Origin of the sequence: Streptomyces sp. NPDC049813, from assembly GCF_044465085.1 — a bacterium.
GTDB lineage: Bacteria > Actinomycetota > Actinomycetes > Streptomycetales > Streptomycetaceae > Streptomyces.
Genome location: NZ_JBITLI010000001.1, coordinates 564,336 through 582,551, shown reverse-complemented (window position 1 = coordinate 582,551; position 18,216 = coordinate 564,336). Strand labels below are relative to the sequence as shown.

Here is an 18,216-nt window from a genome sequence, read left to right as displayed (position 1 = left end):
CGCCGGGTGTGGGTCGCGGCCCCGGCTTCCGCGAACGAATGCCCCGCCGCGGCCGTGTTACGTCTCCCGACCCGGCGGCCGCCACTCCCCCGCTCCGGCCGGAGACAGGTGACGCCCACTCAACTCCGTGACCCCGTACGGCACATACCGCACCCCGCGCAATTTGTTGATCATGGAATACGCCGGTCGGGGCAGAGGTCGCTCAGACGGATCCATGACGACGCGCGGGAGACCCAGTGCCGATACGCAGAACCAGAAGCGCCGCCGCCGGCCACCCCCAGGCCGCGCACGCGGTGTCGGGACCACTCGTCGCCCTCGGGCTCATCGGCGCCGTGCTCTGCGCCGCCGTCCTGCTCTTCCTGCGCTTCGCCGACTGGGCCGGCGCGCACCCGCTCACCGCCGTGCTGGGCGCGCTGCTCGCCCTGCCCGTGCTCTACGTCCTCTTCCGCGCCATGCCCCGCGCCCGCGAGCTGCGCCGCGCGGCCCGCGCGGGGATGGCCCAGGCCGACCGCGAACTGCTCGACGCGGTGCGCACCGCCGACGTCGCCGTGCCCAGGGCGGCCGTCCAGGACCGGGACACCGTGCGCCTGGTGCCGGCTCCCGCCCCGGCGCACGACGGACTCACCGCGGAACTGCCGGAACCGGCGCCCGCGTTCAGCGACCTCGACCCGGACGGGTTCGAGGCGGCGGTGGCCGACCTGTGCGTGCGGGACGGCTGCACGGACGTCGAGGTCGTGGGCGGCGCGGGCGACCTCGGCGCCGACGTCCTCGCGACCGCGCCCGACGGGCGCCGCGTCGTCGTGCAGTGCAAGCAGTACGGGCCCACGAACAAGGTCGGCTCGCAGGACCTCCAGCGCTTCGGCGGCACCTGCTGGACGGTGCACGGCGCGCAGCTCGCGGTCGTGGTCACCACCAGCGCGTACACCGCGCCCGCCGAGGAGTACGCGCAGGCGTGCGGCATCCGCTGCGTCGACGGGGAGGAGCTCACCGCCTGGGCCGAGGGCTCGGGCCCCGCGCCCTGGGGGCCTGCGCGGACCGAGCCGCTGCCCGCGCGCCCGGCCGGGGCGCCGCAGCACTCATGACGTGCAGGTCTGAATCCCCGTACGGCGGACATGCGGAAGACATGCCAGAACAGCGGAGCGACCTCGACCAGCACGACGACCAGGCGGACGACCGGACACCGGCCGGGCCGGACGCGGACGCGTCCTTCGGCCCCTCCCCCGAAGTGGAGAAGGCCGCCCCCGACAGCCCGGCGGGCCTGTCCGGGCACGCCTGGGGCCAGGTGCTGCGGGGCAGCATCCGCGAGTTCCAGAAGGAGGAGCTGACGGACCGGGCGGCCGCGCTCACGTACTACGCGGTCCTCTCCCTCTTCCCCGCCCTGCTGGTCCTGGTGGCGCTGCTCGGCGTGGTCGGCGAGTCCGCGACGCAGAAGGTGCTGGACAACGTGGAGACGCTGGCCCCCGGTTCGGCGCGGGAGATACTCACCCAGGCCGTCGAGCAGTTGCAGGGCCGGGCCGGCACCGGCTCGGTGATGGCCGTGGTCGGCCTGGTGCTGGCCGTCTGGTCCGCGTCGGGGTACGTCGGCGCGTTCATGCGGACGGCGAACCAGATCTACCACGTGCCGGAGGGGCGCCCGCTGTGGAAGCTCCTGCCGCTGCGCCTCGGCATCACGCTGGCCCTGATGCTGCTCGCCGCCCTGAGCGCGCTCGTGATCGTCTTCACCGGCGGCGTCGCGCGGCGCGTCGGCTCCGTCTTCGGCGTGGGCGACACCGCGCTCACCGTCTGGTCGGTGGCCAAGTGGCCGCTGCTCGCGGTCCTTCTGGTGCTGATGATCGCGCTGCTGTACTGGGCCGCCCCCAACGTGAAGGGACGCGGCTGGCTGTGGGTCACCCCGGGCGGCTTCCTCGCGCTGTTCGTCTGGCTCGTGGCGTCCGCCGGCTTCACCCTGTACGCGGCCGGGTTCGCCTCCTACAACAAGACGTACGGCACCATGGCGGGCGTCATCGTCTTCCTGGTGTGGCTGTGGCTGAGCAGTCTGGCGATCCTGCTGGGCCTGGAGTTCGACGCCGAGATCGCCCGGCAGCGCGCGATCAGCGGCGGCCACCCCACGCAGGAGGAGCTGTTCATCCGGCCCCGGGACACCAGCGCCTGGGACGAGGAGGACATCGAGCAGGTGCGGCAGAACCCCTGAGAACAGGCGGGTGGCAGCGCCCCGAGGGGGCATACGGGCGTCAACACACTTTCGCCACAAGGGAGTTGTCATGTTCGCCATCGCCGCCGCCGTCCTCTTCTTCATCGCCTTCCTGATCAACGCAGCGGACATCTCGACCAACGACGTCTTCTCGTCGGTGAACCTCATGCTGCTCGGGCTCACCGCGCTCGCCCTCCATCTGGCGGGCGCGGGCGGCTGGACCCGCTCCCGGACCTCGCGGCGCCGCTGATGCGCTCGCGCGCCGGACGCCGCAGACGGGTCCCTGATCACGGGTACCGGCGCCACAGACGTGACCCTGATCACTGACACCGGCCGCGGCGGACGTGGTTTTGATCACTGGCATCGGACGCCGCATCCGGGGCAACCGGGAGGAGCCGTACCGGACGGCGTCCGACCAGCCGATCAGCGAGGAACGCAGATGACAGTCCGCCACCACCGCAGCAGCAGCGCCGTGCGACAGGCACGACTGTGCCGAGGAGCCGACGCCGAGGCCCTGGCGGCCTTCGGCGGCTCCGACGCCGAGCTCGACACGGCCTGCTGCTCCGCGTGGTTCGTCTCGCGCAGCGCCGAGCACGAGATCCTGTGCGCGGCGCGTCCCTCGCACAGCAGCGCGGCCTGACCCGGCGGGCTCCGGCCGCGTCGCGGGCAGGCATGTCCGTGCGGAACCGGGGCAGTTGATGTTCCGTCGATCGTCCAGGACAACAGAACAGGAATGGTCTCGTGCGCAACGCCGATCCGATGTTCATCCGGACCCTGCTGAGCCGCTACGCCGACGTGCAGCTGCGCTTCTCGGAGCGGCCGACCCAGGAACTGCGCCAACAGCTCGACGACGTCAGCTACCAGCTGTGTGTCAGCACCGGGACGCGGACCGTGCGGGACGCCCTGATGGCCGCGGACGGAGTCCTGGAGCGCGCCGCCGCGGCCCGCTCCGGCGACGAGTCCCCCGCCGCCTGACCACGAGCCCGCGGGCGCACCCGGCTCATGCGGGGCTCGGGTGCGTCCGCAGGTCCAGTTCCGCGGTGATCGTCTTGCCACGCGGGCCGACCTCGACGGAGACGTACGAACTGAGCCGCTGGATCACCATCCATCCGAAGCCGCCCGGCACGCTCGGCCGCGACGGTGTCCGGTGCGGTACGCGCGGACTGCCGTCGCTCACCCGCACCCACAGGGTGTCGCCCTGGAGTCCCGCGTCGAAGCCGGTCGTCCCGCCCGCGTGACGGATCGCGTTGGACGTCAGCTCGGTGGCGACCAGCAGGGCGTCGTCGTGCAGCCGGCGCGCCTCGGGCAGCGGAAGGCCGCAGCACACCTCCAGGAGGACCCAGCTGACTTCCGCCCGCGCCTGCGCACAGGTGGTGCGCTCCGAAGCGGGTGTCCCGGGAACACTCATCAAGACGTGATCCTCTCTCTGTACACGTGCAAACACTGCACTTCGTCGTCGCTTTCGTTTCGCTTTCCCAGCGCTGCTATCCGCACACCCGCGCGGACAGGTGTCTCGCCCGACCCGCGTTCACACCCGTGAAAAACCGCCTCGACCTGCTGTTTCTCCGAGAATGCGGGAGGGAAAGAACACAGCCGTTGCGTTCCTGAGCGGCCTGGGCATATGACAGGGTCGGGGCATGGCTAGTGACAGCGAGAACATCGAACTCACCCAGCAGGAGCGGGTGGCGGTCGTCATGTTGCGCCACGACATCGACCTCGAGGACGGAGACGAGGTCACCGCCGTCTTCCGGCGCGCGCTGACCGACGTCGACACCGTCGCCACCCTGCTGGACCTCGGCGAGCTGAGCTTCGCCGACAGCACCCTGCTCAACCTGATCCTGCGGGCGAAGGCGGAGCACGACCAGGCGCGGCGGCCCTTCGTGCTGGCCGTCACCGAGGGCGGCTCCGTGCGGCGGCTCTTCGACATCACCGGCGTCACCGACGTGCTGGGCCTGGCCGGCACCCGGGACGAGGCGCTGCGGCGGATCGGGACGCTCCTCGCCGCCGACGCCGACGCCGACGCCGCCACCCGGTCGGCCGAGCCCGGCTCCTGACCCGGCTTGATCGTCCTACGGACGGGTAACAGAGCGTCATGTCCACCGAAATCGCCCCGCCCCCGAGCGGTTACGTGCAGCCCGTCGTCGACGTCCCGGCTCTCACCGAGGTGCTCGACGGCGAGTACGCCGACCTCCGCGACCTGGTCCGCACCAACCTGACGCGGTACGCCTCCGTACTGGAGGAAGCCGAGGAACTCGGCGTCGACGCGTACCGCGAACGCGTGCGCGAGATCGTCATCGAGATGGCGGCGACCGGTCAGACGGGGATGGGCTTCCCGAAGAAGTACGGCGGCGGCGGCTCCGTCGGCGCCTCGATCGCCGCCTTCGAGACCCTCGCCTACGGGGACCTGTCGGTCCTGGTCAAGGTCGGTGTGCAGTTCGGGCTGTTCGGCGGCGCCATCCTGCAGCTGGGCACCGAGCGCCACCACGACGCCTACCTCCCGGACCTGATCACCGGCAAGCTGCTCGGCTGCTTCGCGATGACGGAGACCGGCCACGGCTCGAACGTGCAGGCCCTCGGCACGGTCGCCCGGTACGACGCGGAGAGCCAGGAGTTCGTCATCACCACCGGTGGCGACGAGGCCCGCAAGGACTACATCGGCAACGCCGCGCGCCATGCGCAGCTGGCCGTCGTCTTCGCGCAGCTGGAAGTGGGCGGCAGGACGGAGGGGGTGCACGCCTTCGTCGTCCCGCTGCGGGTCGACGGGAGGCCGGCGCCGGGCGTCCGGATCGAGGACGACGGCCGCAAGATGGGCCTGAACGGCGTGGACAACGGCCGCATCTGGTTCGACGGCGTCCGCGTGCCGCGCGAGGCGCTGCTCAACAAGTTCGCCGACGTCACCCCCGAGGGCGAGTACACCAGCCCGATCGACCACCCCAACCGCCGCTTCTTCACCATGCTCGGCACCCTCGTCCAGGGCCGGGTCAGCGTGGGCGGCGGGGCGATCAACGCCGCGAAGGTCGCGCTCGCCGTCGCCACGAAGTACGCCGGGCGGCGCCGCCAGTTCAAGGCCGACTCCGACGCCGAGGAACAGGTGCTCCTCGACTACGGCCTGCACCAGCGCCGGCTGCTGCCGCTGCTCGCCCGCACCTACGCGCTGCACTTCGCCCAGGACGTCGTCCGCACCCAGCTGCACGAGGTGTTCTCCGGCGTCAAGGACGACGAGCATAGCCGGCGGGAGCTGGAGTCGCGGGCCGCGGGGACCAAGGCGCTCGGCACCTGGCACGCCACCCGGGTGATCCAGGAGTGCCGTGAGGCGTGCGGCGGCGCGGGCTATCTGGCCGTCAACCGGTTCGCCGCGCTCAAGGCCGACAGCGACATCTTCACCACGTTCGAGGGCGACAACCACGTGCTGCTCCAGCTCGTGGCGAAAGGCCTGCTCACGGGGTACGCGAGCGAGTTCGGGGACATGGACCAGCTGGACATGGTCCGGTTCGTCACCGGTCTCGCCGTGGAGACGGTCATCGAGAAGACGTCCGCCCACAAACTTCTCGAACGGGTACGGGACCTGCTGCCCGGCGGCGACGAGTGGGACCAGGAGGCGGGCCTCCTCGACTCCGAGTACCACCTCGCCATGCTCCGCTTCCGCGAGGAGCACATGCTCGCCGGTGCGGCCCGCAGGCTCAAGCGCGGCGTCGACCAGCAGGGCGGCCCCGGCGCGGTCTTCTCACAGGTGCAGGACCACGTCATCGCGGTGGCCCACGCCCATGTCGAGCGGCTGGTCCTGGAGGCGTTCGTCGAGAAGGTGCGCGCCCTGCCCGACGGCGACAACAAGGTGGCGCTCGGCCTGCTGTGCGACCTGTTCGCGCTGTCCACGATCGAGGCGGACCGCGCCTGGTTCATGGAGCACGGCCGGCTGTCCGTGCGGCGGTCCAAGGCGATCAGCCGCGAGGTGAACGACCTCTGCCGCAAGGTCCGGCCGCTGGCCGGGGATCTCGTCGACGCCTGGGGCATCCCGCCGGAGATGCTGCGGGCACCTGACCTGGTGGGCTGAGACCGGCCGGGAGCGGTCCGGCCGGTGCCGTGACGGGGGCGGGCGCACCGCCCCCGTGCTCAGTCCAGGTAGTGGGCCCGTCCGTCCTCGTCCAGCCCGACCGGGCCCTCGGGGATGACGCAGAACTCGTTGTCCTCGGGGTCCGCCATCACCAGGAACCCGCCGGCGTCGTACGCCGGGAGCCGGCGGCCGCCCAGCGCCTCGATCCGGGCCTGTTCGGCGGCGGGGTCGGCCGCGGCGACGTCGAGATGGAGCCGGTTCTTGCCCGCCTTGGGCGCGTCGGTGCACTGGAAGCCCAGACCCGGGCCGTCCTCGCGGCGCAGGAACACGTACGGCCCGATGCGCTTGTCGACCGGCATGCCGAGCAGCCGCGACCAGAAGGCGGCCAGCCGCTCCGGGTCGGCGGCGTCGATGACGAAGCAGTCGATCCGCATGGCTTTCCCTCCGCTCAGCCCGCTCCGGGCAGACAGACGGCGACCGTGCCGTCCGCGTCGATCCGGGTCTCGAAGCACGGCTGCGGCGCGGTCGCCGGGCCCTTCACCACGGAACCGTCGGCGAGCCGGAACACACTGCCGTGCCAGGGGCAGGTCACGCAGCCGTCCTCGACGTCCCCTTCCGACAGCGGGCCCGCCAGATGGCTGCACCGGTCGGCCAGCACGTCGACCGTGCCGTCCGCGCCGCGCACCGCAACGACGGGCACTTCGCCCAGCATCCGGCGCACCGGCTTGCCGGGCGTCAGCTCGTCGAGCGGACCGAGCCGGTGCCAGCCGGGGTCGATGAGGTGGGGCACCGGCTCGGCCTTGTTGGCCCCCGCCGCCTGCCGGTAGGCGAGGTGGCCGCCGATGAAGCCGCCGACGCTCGCACCGGCCAGGCCGCCGAGCCCGAGGGCGCGGCCGAGCAGCGGGCGGCGCCCGCGCACCACGAACGAGGCGCCGTAGAGCGAGACCGCGGCGATGTTGGCGCCGGCGTGCACCAGTCCGGTGCGCTTCTGCTGTTCGTGCTGTTCCGCCCAGTCGGCCCAGCCGGCCAGCGCGGCCGGCAGCGCGGCCAGGGTGCCCAGGCCGACGAGGAGCCGGGCCGGGCGGCGCGCGCCGGGCACGAAGTCCAGGACGGCCGAGGAGATCCAGGCGCCCATCGGCACCTGGACGAGGACCGGGTGGAGGGGGTGGCCGAGCTGGCGGCCGTGGAGCACGTCGCGCAGGCCACCGAGCGGCAGCGCCCGGACCGCCTTCTGCACGGGCGTCGCGACCCGGTCGAGGGCCTCGTCGTTCTCCACCCGTTCGAGTGCGTCGAGGGCGGAGCGCAGCAGACGGGGGACGAGCGCGCGCACGCGGGCGGTCGGCGACTGCGCGCCGGAAGCGATGGTCATGGCTGGCGATTCTCCTGGTGAGGGCGGAACGGATCGGGCATCCCGGCGGCGCGGGCGCGGGGTTTCCCCGCAACGGCCCAGCACGCGCCCGCCGGTCGTCGGCGGCACGGCGGCCCGCCCACCGGGGCGGGCACGGGATCGGTGCCGCCCACCGGGGCCAGCACAGAAGGGGGCGCGACCACCGAGCGGTCGCGCCCCCTTCTGTGCTCGCGGCGGCCGGGCCGGCGTCCGCACGTCGCGGGCCGGGCCGGCCGTGCGGGCGGATCAGCCGCGCGCGGCATCACGCCTTCTTGGCGGCCTCCGCCTCCGTGGTGGCGTCGGCGGTGGTCAGCGTGCCGCCTGCGGTCTCCAGGTGGGCGCGGACGAACCACTGGAACTGCTCCAGGTCGCGCAGCTGGCCGATCAGCAGGTCCTCGGTGGCCGGGTCGATCTCGCCGACCGTCTTGATCGAGGCGCGCAGGTCCTCGACGAGGCCGGTGTAGACGATGTCCAGGGCGCCGAGGTGCGCGATGGCGTCGGCGCGGCCGACGCTGTAGTCCTCCCACTTGCGGGCCGCGACCAGGGCGCCGGGCGTGCCCTGCGCGACCCCGCCCAGGGCGGCCAGCCGCTCGGCGACGTCGTCGGCCATGTCCCGGACGCTGTCGACCTGCGGGTCGATCATCTCGTGCACCGCGATGAAGTGCGGGCCGACCACGTTCCAGTGCACGTGCTTCAGCGTCAGGTGGAGGTCGTTGTAGGCGTGCAGTCGCTCCTGCAGCGCCTCGATGACCGTGGCGGCGTCCTTCACCGTGAGGCCGGGGACGGTGTAGCGCGGGGTGGTGGCCTTGGAAGTCAACGTAATCCTCCTGTCTCGTACCGCTTTGCATTGTTTTCGGTACCACGTCTCGGTACCCCGTATCGGCGCCTGTACCCCACATCTTGAGGAAAGTGCTCCGCCCCCGGTCCGAGACGGACCGGGGGCGGCAGCCGAGCCGGGGGTGAGGTCAGTCGGTCGTCAGCAGACCGGCGCGCAGCTTGCCCAGCACGCGCGTGATCAGCCGGGACACGTGCATCTGCGAGTACCCCAGCTCGTCGGCGATCTGCTGCTGGGTCCGCTCCTCGACGAAGCGCAGGTGGATGATCCTGCGCTCGCGGTCGTCGAGGTCCGCGATGAGCGGGGCCAGCGAGTGGAAGTTCTCCACCAGCTCGAAGCGGCCCTCGTCGAAGCCGATGAAGTCGGCGAGGATCGTGTCGGCCTCGTCGTCCTTGCCGCTCACGGCGGCGTCGAGCGAGACGCTGTTGTACCCGTTCGACGCCATCTGCGCCTGGGCCACCTCGGCCGGGTCCAGCTGCATCAGCTCGGCCAGCTCCGCGGTGGAGGGCGAGCGGCCGAGCCGGGTCCGCAGCTCCTCGGTGGCCCGGGACAGTTCGAGGCGGGCTTCCTGCAGGCGGCGCGGGACGTGCACGGCCCAGGAGGTGTCACGGAAGAACCGCTTGATCTCGCCGGTGATGTAGGGGACGGCGAACGAGGTGAACTCGACCTCACGGGTCAGCTCGAACCGGTCGATCGCCTTGATCAGGCCGATCGTGCCGACCTGGATGATGTCCTCCATCTCCTGCTGGCCGCGGTGCCGGAAGCGCGAGGCCGCGTACCGCACCAACGACAGGTTCATCTCGATCAGGCAGTTGCGCACGTACTGGTACTCGTGCGTGCCCTCCTCCAGCTGGGTGAGCCGGTCGAAGAACCGCCTGCCGACCTCCCGCGCGTCCTTCGGCGCGAGCGAAGCCGGGTCCGCATAGGCGCGCTCGATCAGGTCCTGCTCCGCCTGTGGAGCCGGTGCCTGGGTCCGGTCCTGCGCCGTCACGGTCATCATGTGTCCGCCCCTTCTCATTCTTCTCGGTGCCTCTCCCCCCGAGGCCGTGGGTTGCTCAGTGGTTGCCGTGCGCACTGGCCGAGGCGCCGCCGAAGAGCCGTGCAACGGCCCGGAAGGGAAGCGTGACGACGGTGGCGATCGCGCCGCCGATCGAACGCAGTACGTCTGCAATGGCCTTGAACATGACGGGTCCTCTCTCTTCGTAAGAAGTCCGGTTCCGCGAACGTGGTCACCGCTCGGGCCCGGACGGCCACAGCACTGGGTGTCCTCGCAGTGCCTTCTCAAACCCGTTCGGCCCAGCTCATGACGGGAAATCTGCTCCGCGCCGGTGGTCGGGGGCGACGGGCGGCGGCCCGCGGCCGGACTTACAGTGGCCGCGAAGCCCGCCGGCCGCGTCCGGGACGGAGCCGGCAGCGGCCCCGGATTGCCCGGGCGGCGGCAGGGTACTCAGCGACGGCGGTGCTCGACGACCGTGCGACCGCCGGCCCTTTCCCCCGCAGATTTCCCCCGCAGACAGGGAGCGACCTCCATGCCCGTCCCGTCGTCCCTCCGCGCGCCCCGCGCCCTGCACGGCCTCAGCGCCGTCGTCACCGGCGGCTCGCGCGGCCTCGGCCTGCTCATCGCCGACCAGCTGGTGCGCCGCGGCTGCGCCGTCACGCTCGCGGCCCGGGACGCCGACGAGCTGGAGCGGGCCGCCGCCCTGCTCGGGCAGCGCCATCCCGGGGCGCCCGTGCGGACCGCCGTGACCGACGTGCGCGACCGGGCGGACGTGGCGGAGCTGTTCCGGCGGACCGCGGACGAGTGCGGCGGCGTGGACGTGGTCGTCGCCAACGCGGGCATCATCCAGGTCGCACCCGCCGAGACGGTCGGCGCGGCCGGCTTCGAAGAGGCGATGAGCACCATCTTCGACGGCGCCCTGCACACCGGCCTCGAAGCCCTCCCCTATCTGCGCGAGAGCCGGGCGGGCGGGCGTCTCGCCCTGATCGGTTCGGTGGGCGGCCTGCTCGCCGTCCCCCACCTGCTGCCGTACTCCTGCGCCAAGGCGGCCGTCGGCGCGCTGGCCGAGGGACTGCACGTGGAAGCGGCGCGCGACGGGGTGTCGGTGACCTCCGTGCACCCCGGGCTCATGCGCACCGGCTCGCATCTGCACGCCGTCTTCGGCGGCGACCGGCGGCGCGAGTTCGCCTGGTTCTCCGCCCTCGCCGGCACCCCGCTGGTCTCGATGGACGCCCAGCGCGCGGCCGACCGCATCGTCACCGCCGTCCAGCGCCGCCGGGTCCGCCTCGTCCTCACCCCCGCGGCGCGCGCCGCCGACAAGGCGCACGGCCTCGCCCCGGTCCTCACGGCCCGGCTCAGCCACGCCGTGAACACGCTGCTGCCCGCGGCACAGGGCGAACCCGGGCTGCGGCCGGGCATCGACGTGGAGCCGCCCGTCCCCCGTACGTTCGGCGAGCGGCTGCGCGCGGCCGGCAGCGCGCTGAACGACCGGGCGGCGCGCGCCTTCAACGAGCGCCACCGCACCGCTCAGGAGCGCCTCCGGCCCTGACGCCCGCCGCCCCGTGATCCCCCACCCGGCCACGCACGACCGGTACCACCGCACGACGAAGGAGTCACCATGACCCACGACCGCGACCCGCGGCACGAGGACCCCCGGCCCGCCCAGACCGCGGCCGACGAGGTCCTGAAGGAGTTCGAGGACGCCGAGACCGATCCGCTGCACGAGCGGAAGCGGAACCGGCGGGACGGGGAGAGCGGCGACGCCACCACGCCCAACACCGCCGCCCAGCAGGACGCGGACGGCGAGTGACCTGCTCTTCCGGCACCGTCCGTCCTTGTGGTTCACGCACGCTCCCGCGGCCTTGGCGCAGACATGCATGAAATGTGCGTCACGGGACACTCGGGGAGCGAGTTGCTTGGAGAAAAAGGAGCCTCTCGGCATGATCACTCCCCACCCGCAGATGCTGCGTGCCCTGCTGTCCCGCTACGCCGAAGCACGTGTCCAGCTGGTCGAGAAGGACACCGTCGCCCACCGGCGCCTCCTGGAGGACGTCGCGTACACGCTCTGTGTCACGACCGGTACCCGTGAGATCAACGACGCTCTCGCGGCCGCGGAACAGATCCTGAACGCCGGCCCCGTGCCCACGGGGTCCCGTCCCACGCCGGCACCGGACCAGGCCGATCAGACCCTGGTCGCCTGAGTAGATCCCTCCGGCACACAGCGGCGCGGCCCTTCGGCCGCGCCGCGTTCCGCTCCGGGACCGGCGCGCCGCGTCCCGGATGAACGAAGGACCTCACCCCGCATGACGGACAAGACGGTGGCGCCCGGCCCCTTCGCCCCCGGGCCGTCCGCGAGCGGACCGCACGCGCCGGCCCCGGACGGCATCGCGCCGGACGCGGCCCGCAAGGAGAGCGCCGCGCGGTTCGCCGCGGTCGTCGAGCTCATCGACCATGGCGAACTGGAGTTCCCCCTGCCCGGCTCGGGGCGCACGGCCGCCCGGCTGGCCGCCCTGCGGTCCGTCGCCGAGGAGGACCTCTGCGTCGCGCGCCTGGTCGAGGGACACGTGGACGCCCTGGCGATCCTCGCCGAACTCGGGGGCCCGGCCCCACGGCCCGGGCAGCGCTGGGGGGTGTGGGCCGCCGAGCCCCCCGGCGCCACCCTCGAAGCGACCCGCTCCGGTGACGGCTGGGTCCTCGACGGCCTGAAGCCGTACTGCTCCGGGGCCCGCAGCTGTACCCACGCCCTGGTCACGGCCCGCACCGACGAGGGCAGGCGGCTCTTCGCCGCGGCGGTCGGGGCCCCGGGCTGTACGCCGGTGGACGGCACCTGGCAGGCCGTCGGCATGGCGGGCAGCGACACCCCCGACGTGCGCTTCGCCCAGGTCCCCGCCGTCGCCGTCGGGGACGTCGAGTCCTATGTGCGGCGGCCCGGTTTCGCCTACGGCGGGATCGGCGTCGCGGCCTGCTGGTACGGCGGCGCCCTCGCCGTCGCGCACACCCTGCGCCGCGCCGCCGGCCAGCGGTCCGACCCGCACACCGACGCCCACCTCGGCGCGGTGGAGGTACAGGTGCATGCGGCCCGGGCCGTCCTCGACCAGGCCGCCGCGGAGATCGACGCGGACCCCTTCGACGCCTCCGGGCAGGCGGGGCTGCGCGCCCTGCGGGTCCGGGCCTTCGTCGAGTCCGTCTGCTCCGAGGTGCTGACCCGCGTCGGGCGCGCCACCGGGGCGGGTCCGCTCTGCCACGATCTGCGCCACGCCCGCGACGTGGCGGACCTGACCGTCTACCTGCGCCAGCACCACGGCGAGCGCGACCTCGCCCACCTCGGCGCACTCCTCGCCCGCCCCCAGGAGTCCCGGTGAGCCGGCCCGCGATACGTACCGCCGACGCCACCGGTGCGGCGGAGACCGGCCCGGCCGACGCGATCCAGGCGCCCGGCACCGACGAGGCGCGGTGGCGCGCGTGGAGCGGCTATGAGGCACTGCCGCTCGCGGTGCTGCCCGAGCGCGGCCACGTCGTGGTGGTGGCCGCGCACCCCGACGACGAGGTGCTCGGCTTCGGCGGCGCGATGGCCGTCCTGGCGGAGCGCGGCGTCCGGCTGACCGTCGTCTCCCTCACCGACGGCGAGGGCTCGCACCCCGACAGCCAGGTCGTCACCCCCGCCTCCCTGGCCCGGCTGCGCGCCGAGGAGCTGCGGGCCGCGCTCGCCGAACTCGGCGCGTCCCAGGCGGAGATCGTCCGCCTCGGCGTCCCGGACACCGGCGTCGCCGACCAGGAGGCACAGGTCGCGGCCGCGCTCACCCCGCTGTTCCGCGACGCGGAGCTGGTCGTCGCGCCCTGGACCGGTGACGTGCACGGCGACCACGAGGCGGCCGGCCGCGCGGCCCGCGCCGCCGCGCACCGCGCGGGCGCCGCCTGCGCGCTGTACCCGGTCTGGATGTGGCACTGGGCGGTGCCGGACGATCCGCGGGTGCCCTGGCGGACGGCCCGGCGCGTGCCGCTGCCGGAGCACGTCCGGGCCATGAAGCGGGCCGCCGTCGAGCGGTTCGTCACGCAGATCCACCCGCTGGGCCCCGGGCCCGGGGACGCCGCGGTGCTGCCGCCGGACGAGCTCGCCCATCACCTGCGCCCGACGGAGGTCCTGTTCCAGTGAGCACCCCGCCCTCGTACTTCGAGGACATGTACCGCGACGCGTCCGACCCCTGGCACCTGGCGGAGCGCTGGTACGAGCGGCGCAAGTACGACCTCACGCTCGCCGCGCTCTCCCGCCCCCGCTTCCGCCGCGCCTTCGAACCGGCCTGCTCGGTCGGCGAACTCACCCTGCGGCTCGCCGAGCGCTGCGACACGCTGCTGGCCTGCGACCGCGTCCGGTCGGCGGTCGACACCGCGGCCCGCAGGACCGGGCATCTGGAGCACGTCGAGGTCCGCCGGCTCACTCTCCCGGAGCAATGGCCCGCGGGAACCTTCGACCTCATCGTCCTCTCCGAGCTCTTGTACTACTTCGACGCCGCCGAGCTGGCGGTCCTGCTCCGGCACGCGGTCGACGCGCTGGAGCCCGGCGGCACCCTGGTGACCGTCCACTGGAACCACCCGGTCGCCGAGCATCTGAGCACCGGGGACGAGCTCACCGCCGTCCTCGGCGCGCTCCCGGAACTGGCCCTCGCCAGTACGCACCGCGAGGCGGACTTCGTCCTCCAGACGTTCGGCCGCCGCCTGGCCGACGGCACGGCGCCGCCCTCCCCCGCGGCCGCGGAAGGCCTGGTGTGAAAGCACGCTCGCTCGCCGTCCTCGTCCCGGCCCACGACGAGGAGGAGCTGCTGCCGCGGGCGCTGGACGCGATCCGCGCCGCCGCGCGCCACCCCGCTCTGCGGCGGGTGCGCGTGGTCACCGTGGTCACCGCGGACGCCTGCCGCGACGGCACCGTCGCGGCGGCCGCCCGGGCCGGTGCCGACGTCGTCGAGGTCACGTGCCGCAACGTCGGTCTGGCCCGCGCCACGGCCGCCGGGCGGGCGCTGGAGCTCCTCGACGGCCCCGAGGGGGTCTGGCTCGCCTCCACCGACGCCGACAGCGTGGTGCCGCCGCACTGGCTCGCGTTCCAGCACGCCCGCGCCACCGAGTGCTGGGACGCGGTCGTCGGCACGGTGACCGTCGCGCAGTGGCCGCGGCGCGTACCGGGCCTGGCGGCCCGTCACCAGGCGCACTACGTCGCCTCGCGGCCGGCGCACGGCCCCTGGCACCACCCGCACGTGCACGGCGCGAACCTGGGGGTCGCCGCCGACGCCTATCTGGCCGTCGGCGGTTTCCCCGCCCTGCCGGTCAGCGAGGACCACGGCCTCGTCCACGCGCTGGACGCCCGCGGCCATCGCGTCCTGCGCACGGCCGACTGCCCGGTCGCCACCTCGGGCCGGCTCGCACCCCGGGCCCGCGGCGGGTTCGGCGACCACCTGGCCGGTCTGGCCAGGCAGGAGAGCCCCGCCCACTAGGCCGTGTCCCGGCGCGCCTTGCCCGTAGGCCCCTTCTCCGCCCGCCCTGCCGGATCTCCGTGCAGGGCGGGCGTCGTCGTGTGGGGCGGGCGTCGTCGTGTGGCTCTCCCAAGATGCGGCGCGCCGCGCGGTGACAAGACTTGTGGTCATGGCAGACCAACGTTCAGCACGGGCCGGGGGCTCCTCGACGGCGACCCGGAGGAGGACGGCGCCCAGGAAGGGCCCCGCCTCCGCCGCCCGCGCCGCCTGCCAGAGCCTCGAAGGGCTGATCGGCCACCGCACCGAGGGCGTGTCGGCAGTACGCCGCAGCGACGACGACGGCTGGTGCGTCGTCGTCGACGTCCTCGAAGTGGCCCGCATCCCGGACACGACGAGCCTGCTCGCCTCCTACGAGGTGCTGCTCGACCGGGACGGCGAACTCCTGGAGTACCGCCGGCTCCGCCGCTACCGGCGGGGCGCCGCCGACGAGTGAACCGTCGTCACGCCCCCGCCGTACGACCACCGGAAGGACCCCGATGACGTCCACGACCTACGCCGACGAGATCGCCCCCTGCCCGCCGCGCGCCGGCACGCTCTACGACGTGCTCGAACTCATCCTCGACCGGGGCATGGTGATCGACGTCTTCGTACGGGTCTCCCTGGTCGGCATCGAGATCCTCAAGATCGACGCACGCATAGTCGTGGCGAGCGTGGACACGTATCTCCGCTTCGCGGAGGCGTGCAACCGCCTCGACCTCGAACGGGACTCGGGCAGCACCACCGTCCCGGAGCTGATCGGCGGCGGCGCCGCCAAGAAGATCGGCAAGCGCAAGGTGCGCAACGCGGCCGAGTCCGTCGGCGACACCGTCCGCAAGGTGGTCGGGGGCGGCGACGACGCCGCCTCCGACGACGGGGACGACGACGGCGACGCCGAGCAGCATGAGCGTCCGAAGAAGCGCCGCGCGCCCGCCCGCAGCAGCGGCGGCAGCAGCAGCAGCGGCACGCGTCGTCGCAGGGCGGAGGCATGAGCGTGCCGGACACCTCCCTGTACGTCTACGCGATCGTCCCGGCCGGGACCGCGCTGCCCGACGGCGCCGAGGGCGTGGGCAGTCCGCCCGCCACCGTGCGCACGGTCGACGCGGGTCCGCTCGCCGCCGTCGTCAGCGCCGCCCCCGCCGCGCTGCGCGCCCGGCGCCGCGATCTCCTGGCCCACCAGAACCTGCTGACGGCGCTCGCCGACGCGGGTCCCCTCCTCCCGATGCGCTTCGGCGCGGTGACCCCGGACGAGCGGACGCTGCGCGAGCGGCTGGCCGCGGCCGAGGCGGAGCATCTCGCCACGCTGGAGCGGCTCGCGGGCCACGTGGAGATCAACGTCAAGGCCCTGCCGGCCCGCGACGCGCTGGCCGCCCTGGTCACCGGCGACGCGACCGTGCGGCGGCTGCGCGACGCGGCGCGCCGGCGCCCCGGGTACGAGGCCGACGTCCGGCTCGGCCAGGCCGTCGCCGCCGCGCTGTCCCGGCGGGCCGCCGAGGCCGGGAAGCGGGCCCTGCACAGCCTCGCCTCGATGGCCCGCGCGGCGGCCACCGGCCCCGAGGTGCAGGGGTGCGCGCTCAACGTGTCGTTCCTGGTGGCCCGCGCGGACACGGAACGGTTCCGCGCCGCCGCCGAGCGGTTCGCCGCCGCGCACCAGGAGCACGTGGAGCTGCGTCTGGCGGGGCCGCTGCCCTGCTACAGCTTCGTGGACACCCGCCCGCCGGCCCCGTCGGCCGCGACGGGCGGCGCCTGACCATGGGGCTCGTCTCCGGGCTTCTGCTGCTCCCGCTCGCCCCTGCCCGCGGGGTCGTCTGGGTCGCCGAGCGGCTCCAGGACGCGGCGGAGCGCGAGCTGTACGACCCCGGCGTGGTGCGCGCCCAGCTCGCCGCGCTCAACCGGGACCTGGACGAGGGACACCTCACCCTGGCCGAGTTCGAAGCGGAAGAAGAGCGGCTGCTCGACCGGCTGTACGCCGCGCAGACCCGCCCGACGCCGACAAACAGAAGGTGACAGGCATGGACGACCAGAGCAAAGTGGCGCTCGCGACCGCCGTCGTCGGCGGGTACGTACTGGGCCGGACCAAGAAGGGCCGGCTGGCGCTGAGCGTCGCGACCTATCTGGCCGGGCGGCGGTTCGCGCTCGAACCCCGGCAGCTGGCCGCTCTCGGGATGCGCAAGCTCGGCGAGGTCCCGCAGGTCGCCGAGTTGCAGGAGCAGCTCAGGGGCGAGGTGCTCGGCGCGGGCCGCCAGGCGGTGACGGCCGCGGCCAACCGCGGCATGAACACCCTGGCGGACGCCATCGGCGACCGCACGGCTCGCCTCTCGGGCACGGCGGAGACTTCGGACGACGCCGACGCCGAGGACGACGCGTACGACGATGACGACGACGCGTACGAGGACGCCGACTACGAAGACGACGAGGGCGCGGAAGACGGGGAGTACGCGGACGAGGACGAGGACGACGCGGACGGGAACGGGGGATACGAGGACTCGGCCTCGGACGCGGACACGGACGAGGACGACGAAGACGACGCGGACGAGTTCGAGGACGAGGACGAAGACGAAGACGGGCAGGACGACGACGAGGAGCAGGAGGACGACGAGGACGAGGAGGAGCCGCCCGCGCCGCGGCGTCGGCGGAGCAGGGCACCGGAGAGGTCGGAGAGGTCCCCCTCCGCCTCCCGGCGGGACGCGGCCCGGGCGAAGAAGTCCGCGTCGTCGCGGAGGTCGCCCGAGTCGTCCGCGTCATCCCGGTCGACCGAGTCATCTCGGTCCTCTCGGTCCTCTCGGTCGTCCCGGTCGTCCCGGTCCTCCCAGCCGCGGTCCTCGTCCCCGGCGAAGAAGAGTGCCCCGGCCCGAAAGGCGGCTCCCGCGAAGAAGACCGCGCCGGCCAAGAAGTCCTCGCAGGCCGGCAAGGCCCCCGCGGCGAAGACGTCGGCCCCGGCGAAAAAGTCCGCCCCGGCAAAGAAGACCGCCGCGAAAAAGTCCGCCCCGGCAAAGAAGACCGCCGCGAAGAAGACCGCCCCGGCGAAAAAGACCGCGGCCAAGAAGTCGGCCCCCGCGAAGAAGACCGCATCGAAGAACGCGGCGGCGAAGAAGACGACCGCGAAGAAGACCGCGGCCAAGAAGACGGCGCCCGCGAAGAAGTCGACGGGCAGCGCGGCGAAGCCGGCCAAGAAGTCGGCGAGCACGTCAGCCGCCAAGAAGTCGGCGTCAGCGAAGCGCGCGGCCCCCCGGCGCGCCGATCGGCGGAGGTAGAGG

Annotated in this window: 25 protein-coding genes; 19 read left to right on the top strand and 6 right to left on the bottom strand. The window is 73.5% G+C overall.

The window, feature by feature from the left end; genetic code table 11:
- Positions 1–236: 236 nt before the first annotated feature.
- The 5 genes from ACIBW6_RS02540 (at position 237) to ACIBW6_RS02520 (ending at position 3,166) form a co-directional block, all read left to right on the top strand.
- Complete coding sequence (locus ACIBW6_RS02540) at positions 237–1,082, top strand: restriction endonuclease (RefSeq protein ID WP_399055731.1); 846 nt, start codon at positions 237–239, stop codon at positions 1,080–1,082.
- 41 nt (positions 1,083–1,123) lie between these two features.
- Positions 1,124–2,191 carry a YihY/virulence factor BrkB family protein gene (locus tag ACIBW6_RS02535; protein WP_399055729.1) on the top strand — a complete coding sequence of 356 codons (1,068 nt, stop codon included), beginning with the start codon at positions 1,124–1,126 and terminating at the stop codon, positions 2,189–2,191.
- Between the two features lie 70 nt (positions 2,192–2,261).
- Positions 2,262–2,441, top strand: a complete 180-nt coding sequence (locus ACIBW6_RS02530; RefSeq protein ID WP_399055727.1) for a hypothetical protein — start codon at positions 2,262–2,264, stop codon at positions 2,439–2,441.
- A 189-nt stretch (positions 2,442–2,630) separates the two neighbouring features.
- On the top strand, positions 2,631–2,831 hold the full coding sequence (locus tag ACIBW6_RS02525) for a hypothetical protein (protein ID WP_399055725.1): 201 nt from the start codon (positions 2,631–2,633) through the stop codon (positions 2,829–2,831).
- A 101-nt stretch (positions 2,832–2,932) separates the two neighbouring features.
- Complete coding sequence (locus tag ACIBW6_RS02520) at positions 2,933–3,166, top strand: DUF5133 domain-containing protein (RefSeq protein ID WP_399055723.1); 234 nt, start codon at positions 2,933–2,935, stop codon at positions 3,164–3,166.
- A 25-nt stretch (positions 3,167–3,191) separates the two neighbouring features.
- Here ACIBW6_RS02520 and ACIBW6_RS02515 read toward each other — a convergent pair whose 3' ends face one another.
- A complete protein-coding gene (locus ACIBW6_RS02515) occupies positions 3,192–3,599 on the bottom strand; it encodes an ATP-binding protein (protein WP_399055720.1) in 408 nt (135 codons plus the stop codon).
- Positions 3,600–3,828: 229 nt separating this feature from the next.
- On the opposite strand from ACIBW6_RS02515, the gene ACIBW6_RS02510 reads away from it, so the two are divergent.
- Together ACIBW6_RS02510 and ACIBW6_RS02505 are read left to right on the top strand one after the other, a co-directional pair.
- Complete coding sequence (locus ACIBW6_RS02510; protein ID WP_399055718.1) at positions 3,829–4,245, top strand: STAS domain-containing protein; 417 nt, start codon at positions 3,829–3,831, stop codon at positions 4,243–4,245.
- A 38-nt stretch (positions 4,246–4,283) separates the two neighbouring features.
- Positions 4,284–6,242 carry an acyl-CoA dehydrogenase gene (locus tag ACIBW6_RS02505; protein WP_399055716.1) on the top strand — a complete coding sequence of 653 codons (1,959 nt, stop codon included), beginning with the start codon at positions 4,284–4,286 and terminating at the stop codon, positions 6,240–6,242.
- A gap of 59 nt (positions 6,243–6,301) precedes the next feature.
- On the opposite strand, the gene ACIBW6_RS02500 is transcribed toward ACIBW6_RS02505, so the two are convergent.
- The 5 genes from ACIBW6_RS02500 to ACIBW6_RS02480 form a co-directional block, all read right to left on the bottom strand.
- The gene (locus tag ACIBW6_RS02500; protein WP_399055714.1) at positions 6,302–6,676 is read right to left on the bottom strand and encodes a VOC family protein; all 375 of its coding nucleotides are present in this window, start codon (positions 6,674–6,676) and stop codon (positions 6,302–6,304) included.
- 14 nt (positions 6,677–6,690) lie between these two features.
- The gene (locus tag ACIBW6_RS02495) at positions 6,691–7,611 is read right to left on the bottom strand and encodes a Rieske 2Fe-2S domain-containing protein (RefSeq protein ID WP_399055712.1); all 921 of its coding nucleotides are present in this window, start codon (positions 7,609–7,611) and stop codon (positions 6,691–6,693) included.
- Positions 7,612–7,891: 280 nt separating this feature from the next.
- Complete coding sequence (locus ACIBW6_RS02490; protein ID WP_399055710.1) at positions 7,892–8,446, bottom strand: Dps family protein; 555 nt, start codon at positions 8,444–8,446, stop codon at positions 7,892–7,894.
- 148 nt (positions 8,447–8,594) lie between these two features.
- Positions 8,595–9,464, bottom strand: a complete 870-nt coding sequence (locus ACIBW6_RS02485; RefSeq protein ID WP_399055708.1) for a SigB/SigF/SigG family RNA polymerase sigma factor — start codon at positions 9,462–9,464, stop codon at positions 8,595–8,597.
- A 55-nt stretch (positions 9,465–9,519) separates the two neighbouring features.
- Complete coding sequence (locus ACIBW6_RS02480) at positions 9,520–9,648, bottom strand: LPFR motif small protein (RefSeq protein WP_356490774.1); 129 nt, start codon at positions 9,646–9,648, stop codon at positions 9,520–9,522.
- A gap of 345 nt (positions 9,649–9,993) precedes the next feature.
- Between ACIBW6_RS02480 and ACIBW6_RS02475 the strand changes: the two genes are divergently transcribed.
- The 12 genes from ACIBW6_RS02475 to ACIBW6_RS02420 all read left to right on the top strand — a co-directional run bounded on the left by ACIBW6_RS02475 (position 9,994) and on the right by ACIBW6_RS02420 (position 18,213).
- A complete protein-coding gene (locus ACIBW6_RS02475) occupies positions 9,994–11,010 on the top strand; it encodes an SDR family NAD(P)-dependent oxidoreductase (protein WP_399055705.1) in 1,017 nt (338 codons plus the stop codon).
- 69 nt (positions 11,011–11,079) lie between these two features.
- Positions 11,080–11,271: a hypothetical protein gene (locus ACIBW6_RS02470; protein ID WP_399055703.1), complete on the top strand. Its 192-nt coding sequence runs from the start codon at positions 11,080–11,082 to the stop codon at positions 11,269–11,271.
- Between the two features lie 130 nt (positions 11,272–11,401).
- A complete protein-coding gene (locus tag ACIBW6_RS02465) occupies positions 11,402–11,662 on the top strand; it encodes a DUF5133 domain-containing protein (RefSeq protein WP_399055701.1) in 261 nt (86 codons plus the stop codon).
- A gap of 102 nt (positions 11,663–11,764) precedes the next feature.
- On the top strand, positions 11,765–12,823 hold the full coding sequence (locus ACIBW6_RS02460; RefSeq protein WP_399055699.1) for an acyl-CoA dehydrogenase: 1,059 nt from the start codon (positions 11,765–11,767) through the stop codon (positions 12,821–12,823).
- Positions 12,820–13,614 carry a PIG-L deacetylase family protein gene (locus tag ACIBW6_RS02455; protein ID WP_399055696.1) on the top strand — a complete coding sequence of 265 codons (795 nt, stop codon included), beginning with the start codon at positions 12,820–12,822 and terminating at the stop codon, positions 13,612–13,614. The genes ACIBW6_RS02460 and ACIBW6_RS02455 overlap by 4 nt, the downstream gene beginning before the upstream one ends.
- Positions 13,611–14,228: an SAM-dependent methyltransferase gene (locus tag ACIBW6_RS02450; protein ID WP_399055694.1), complete on the top strand. Its 618-nt coding sequence runs from the start codon at positions 13,611–13,613 to the stop codon at positions 14,226–14,228. Before ACIBW6_RS02455 ends, ACIBW6_RS02450 begins: the two co-directional genes overlap by 4 nt.
- A complete protein-coding gene (locus ACIBW6_RS02445; RefSeq protein ID WP_399055691.1) occupies positions 14,225–14,944 on the top strand; it encodes a glycosyltransferase in 720 nt (239 codons plus the stop codon). The genes ACIBW6_RS02450 and ACIBW6_RS02445 overlap by 4 nt, the downstream gene beginning before the upstream one ends.
- A gap of 148 nt (positions 14,945–15,092) precedes the next feature.
- Positions 15,093–15,416, top strand: a complete 324-nt coding sequence (locus tag ACIBW6_RS02440) for a gas vesicle protein (RefSeq protein ID WP_399055689.1) — start codon at positions 15,093–15,095, stop codon at positions 15,414–15,416.
- A gap of 43 nt (positions 15,417–15,459) precedes the next feature.
- Positions 15,460–15,951 (top strand): gas vesicle structural protein GvpA, encoded by a 492-nt coding sequence (locus ACIBW6_RS02435; RefSeq protein ID WP_399055687.1) that lies wholly within the window; start codon positions 15,460–15,462, stop codon positions 15,949–15,951.
- Complete coding sequence (locus ACIBW6_RS02430; RefSeq protein ID WP_399055685.1) at positions 15,948–16,709, top strand: GvpL/GvpF family gas vesicle protein; 762 nt, start codon at positions 15,948–15,950, stop codon at positions 16,707–16,709. The genes ACIBW6_RS02435 and ACIBW6_RS02430 overlap by 4 nt, the downstream gene beginning before the upstream one ends.
- Positions 16,710–16,711: 2 nt before the next feature.
- Positions 16,712–16,966, top strand: coding sequence for a gas vesicle protein GvpG (locus ACIBW6_RS02425; RefSeq protein ID WP_399055683.1), 255 nt, complete (start codon positions 16,712–16,714; stop codon positions 16,964–16,966).
- 5 nt (positions 16,967–16,971) lie between these two features.
- Positions 16,972–18,213, top strand: a complete 1,242-nt coding sequence (locus ACIBW6_RS02420) for a histone protein (protein WP_399055681.1) — start codon at positions 16,972–16,974, stop codon at positions 18,211–18,213.
- Positions 18,214–18,216: the final 3 nt, after the last annotated feature.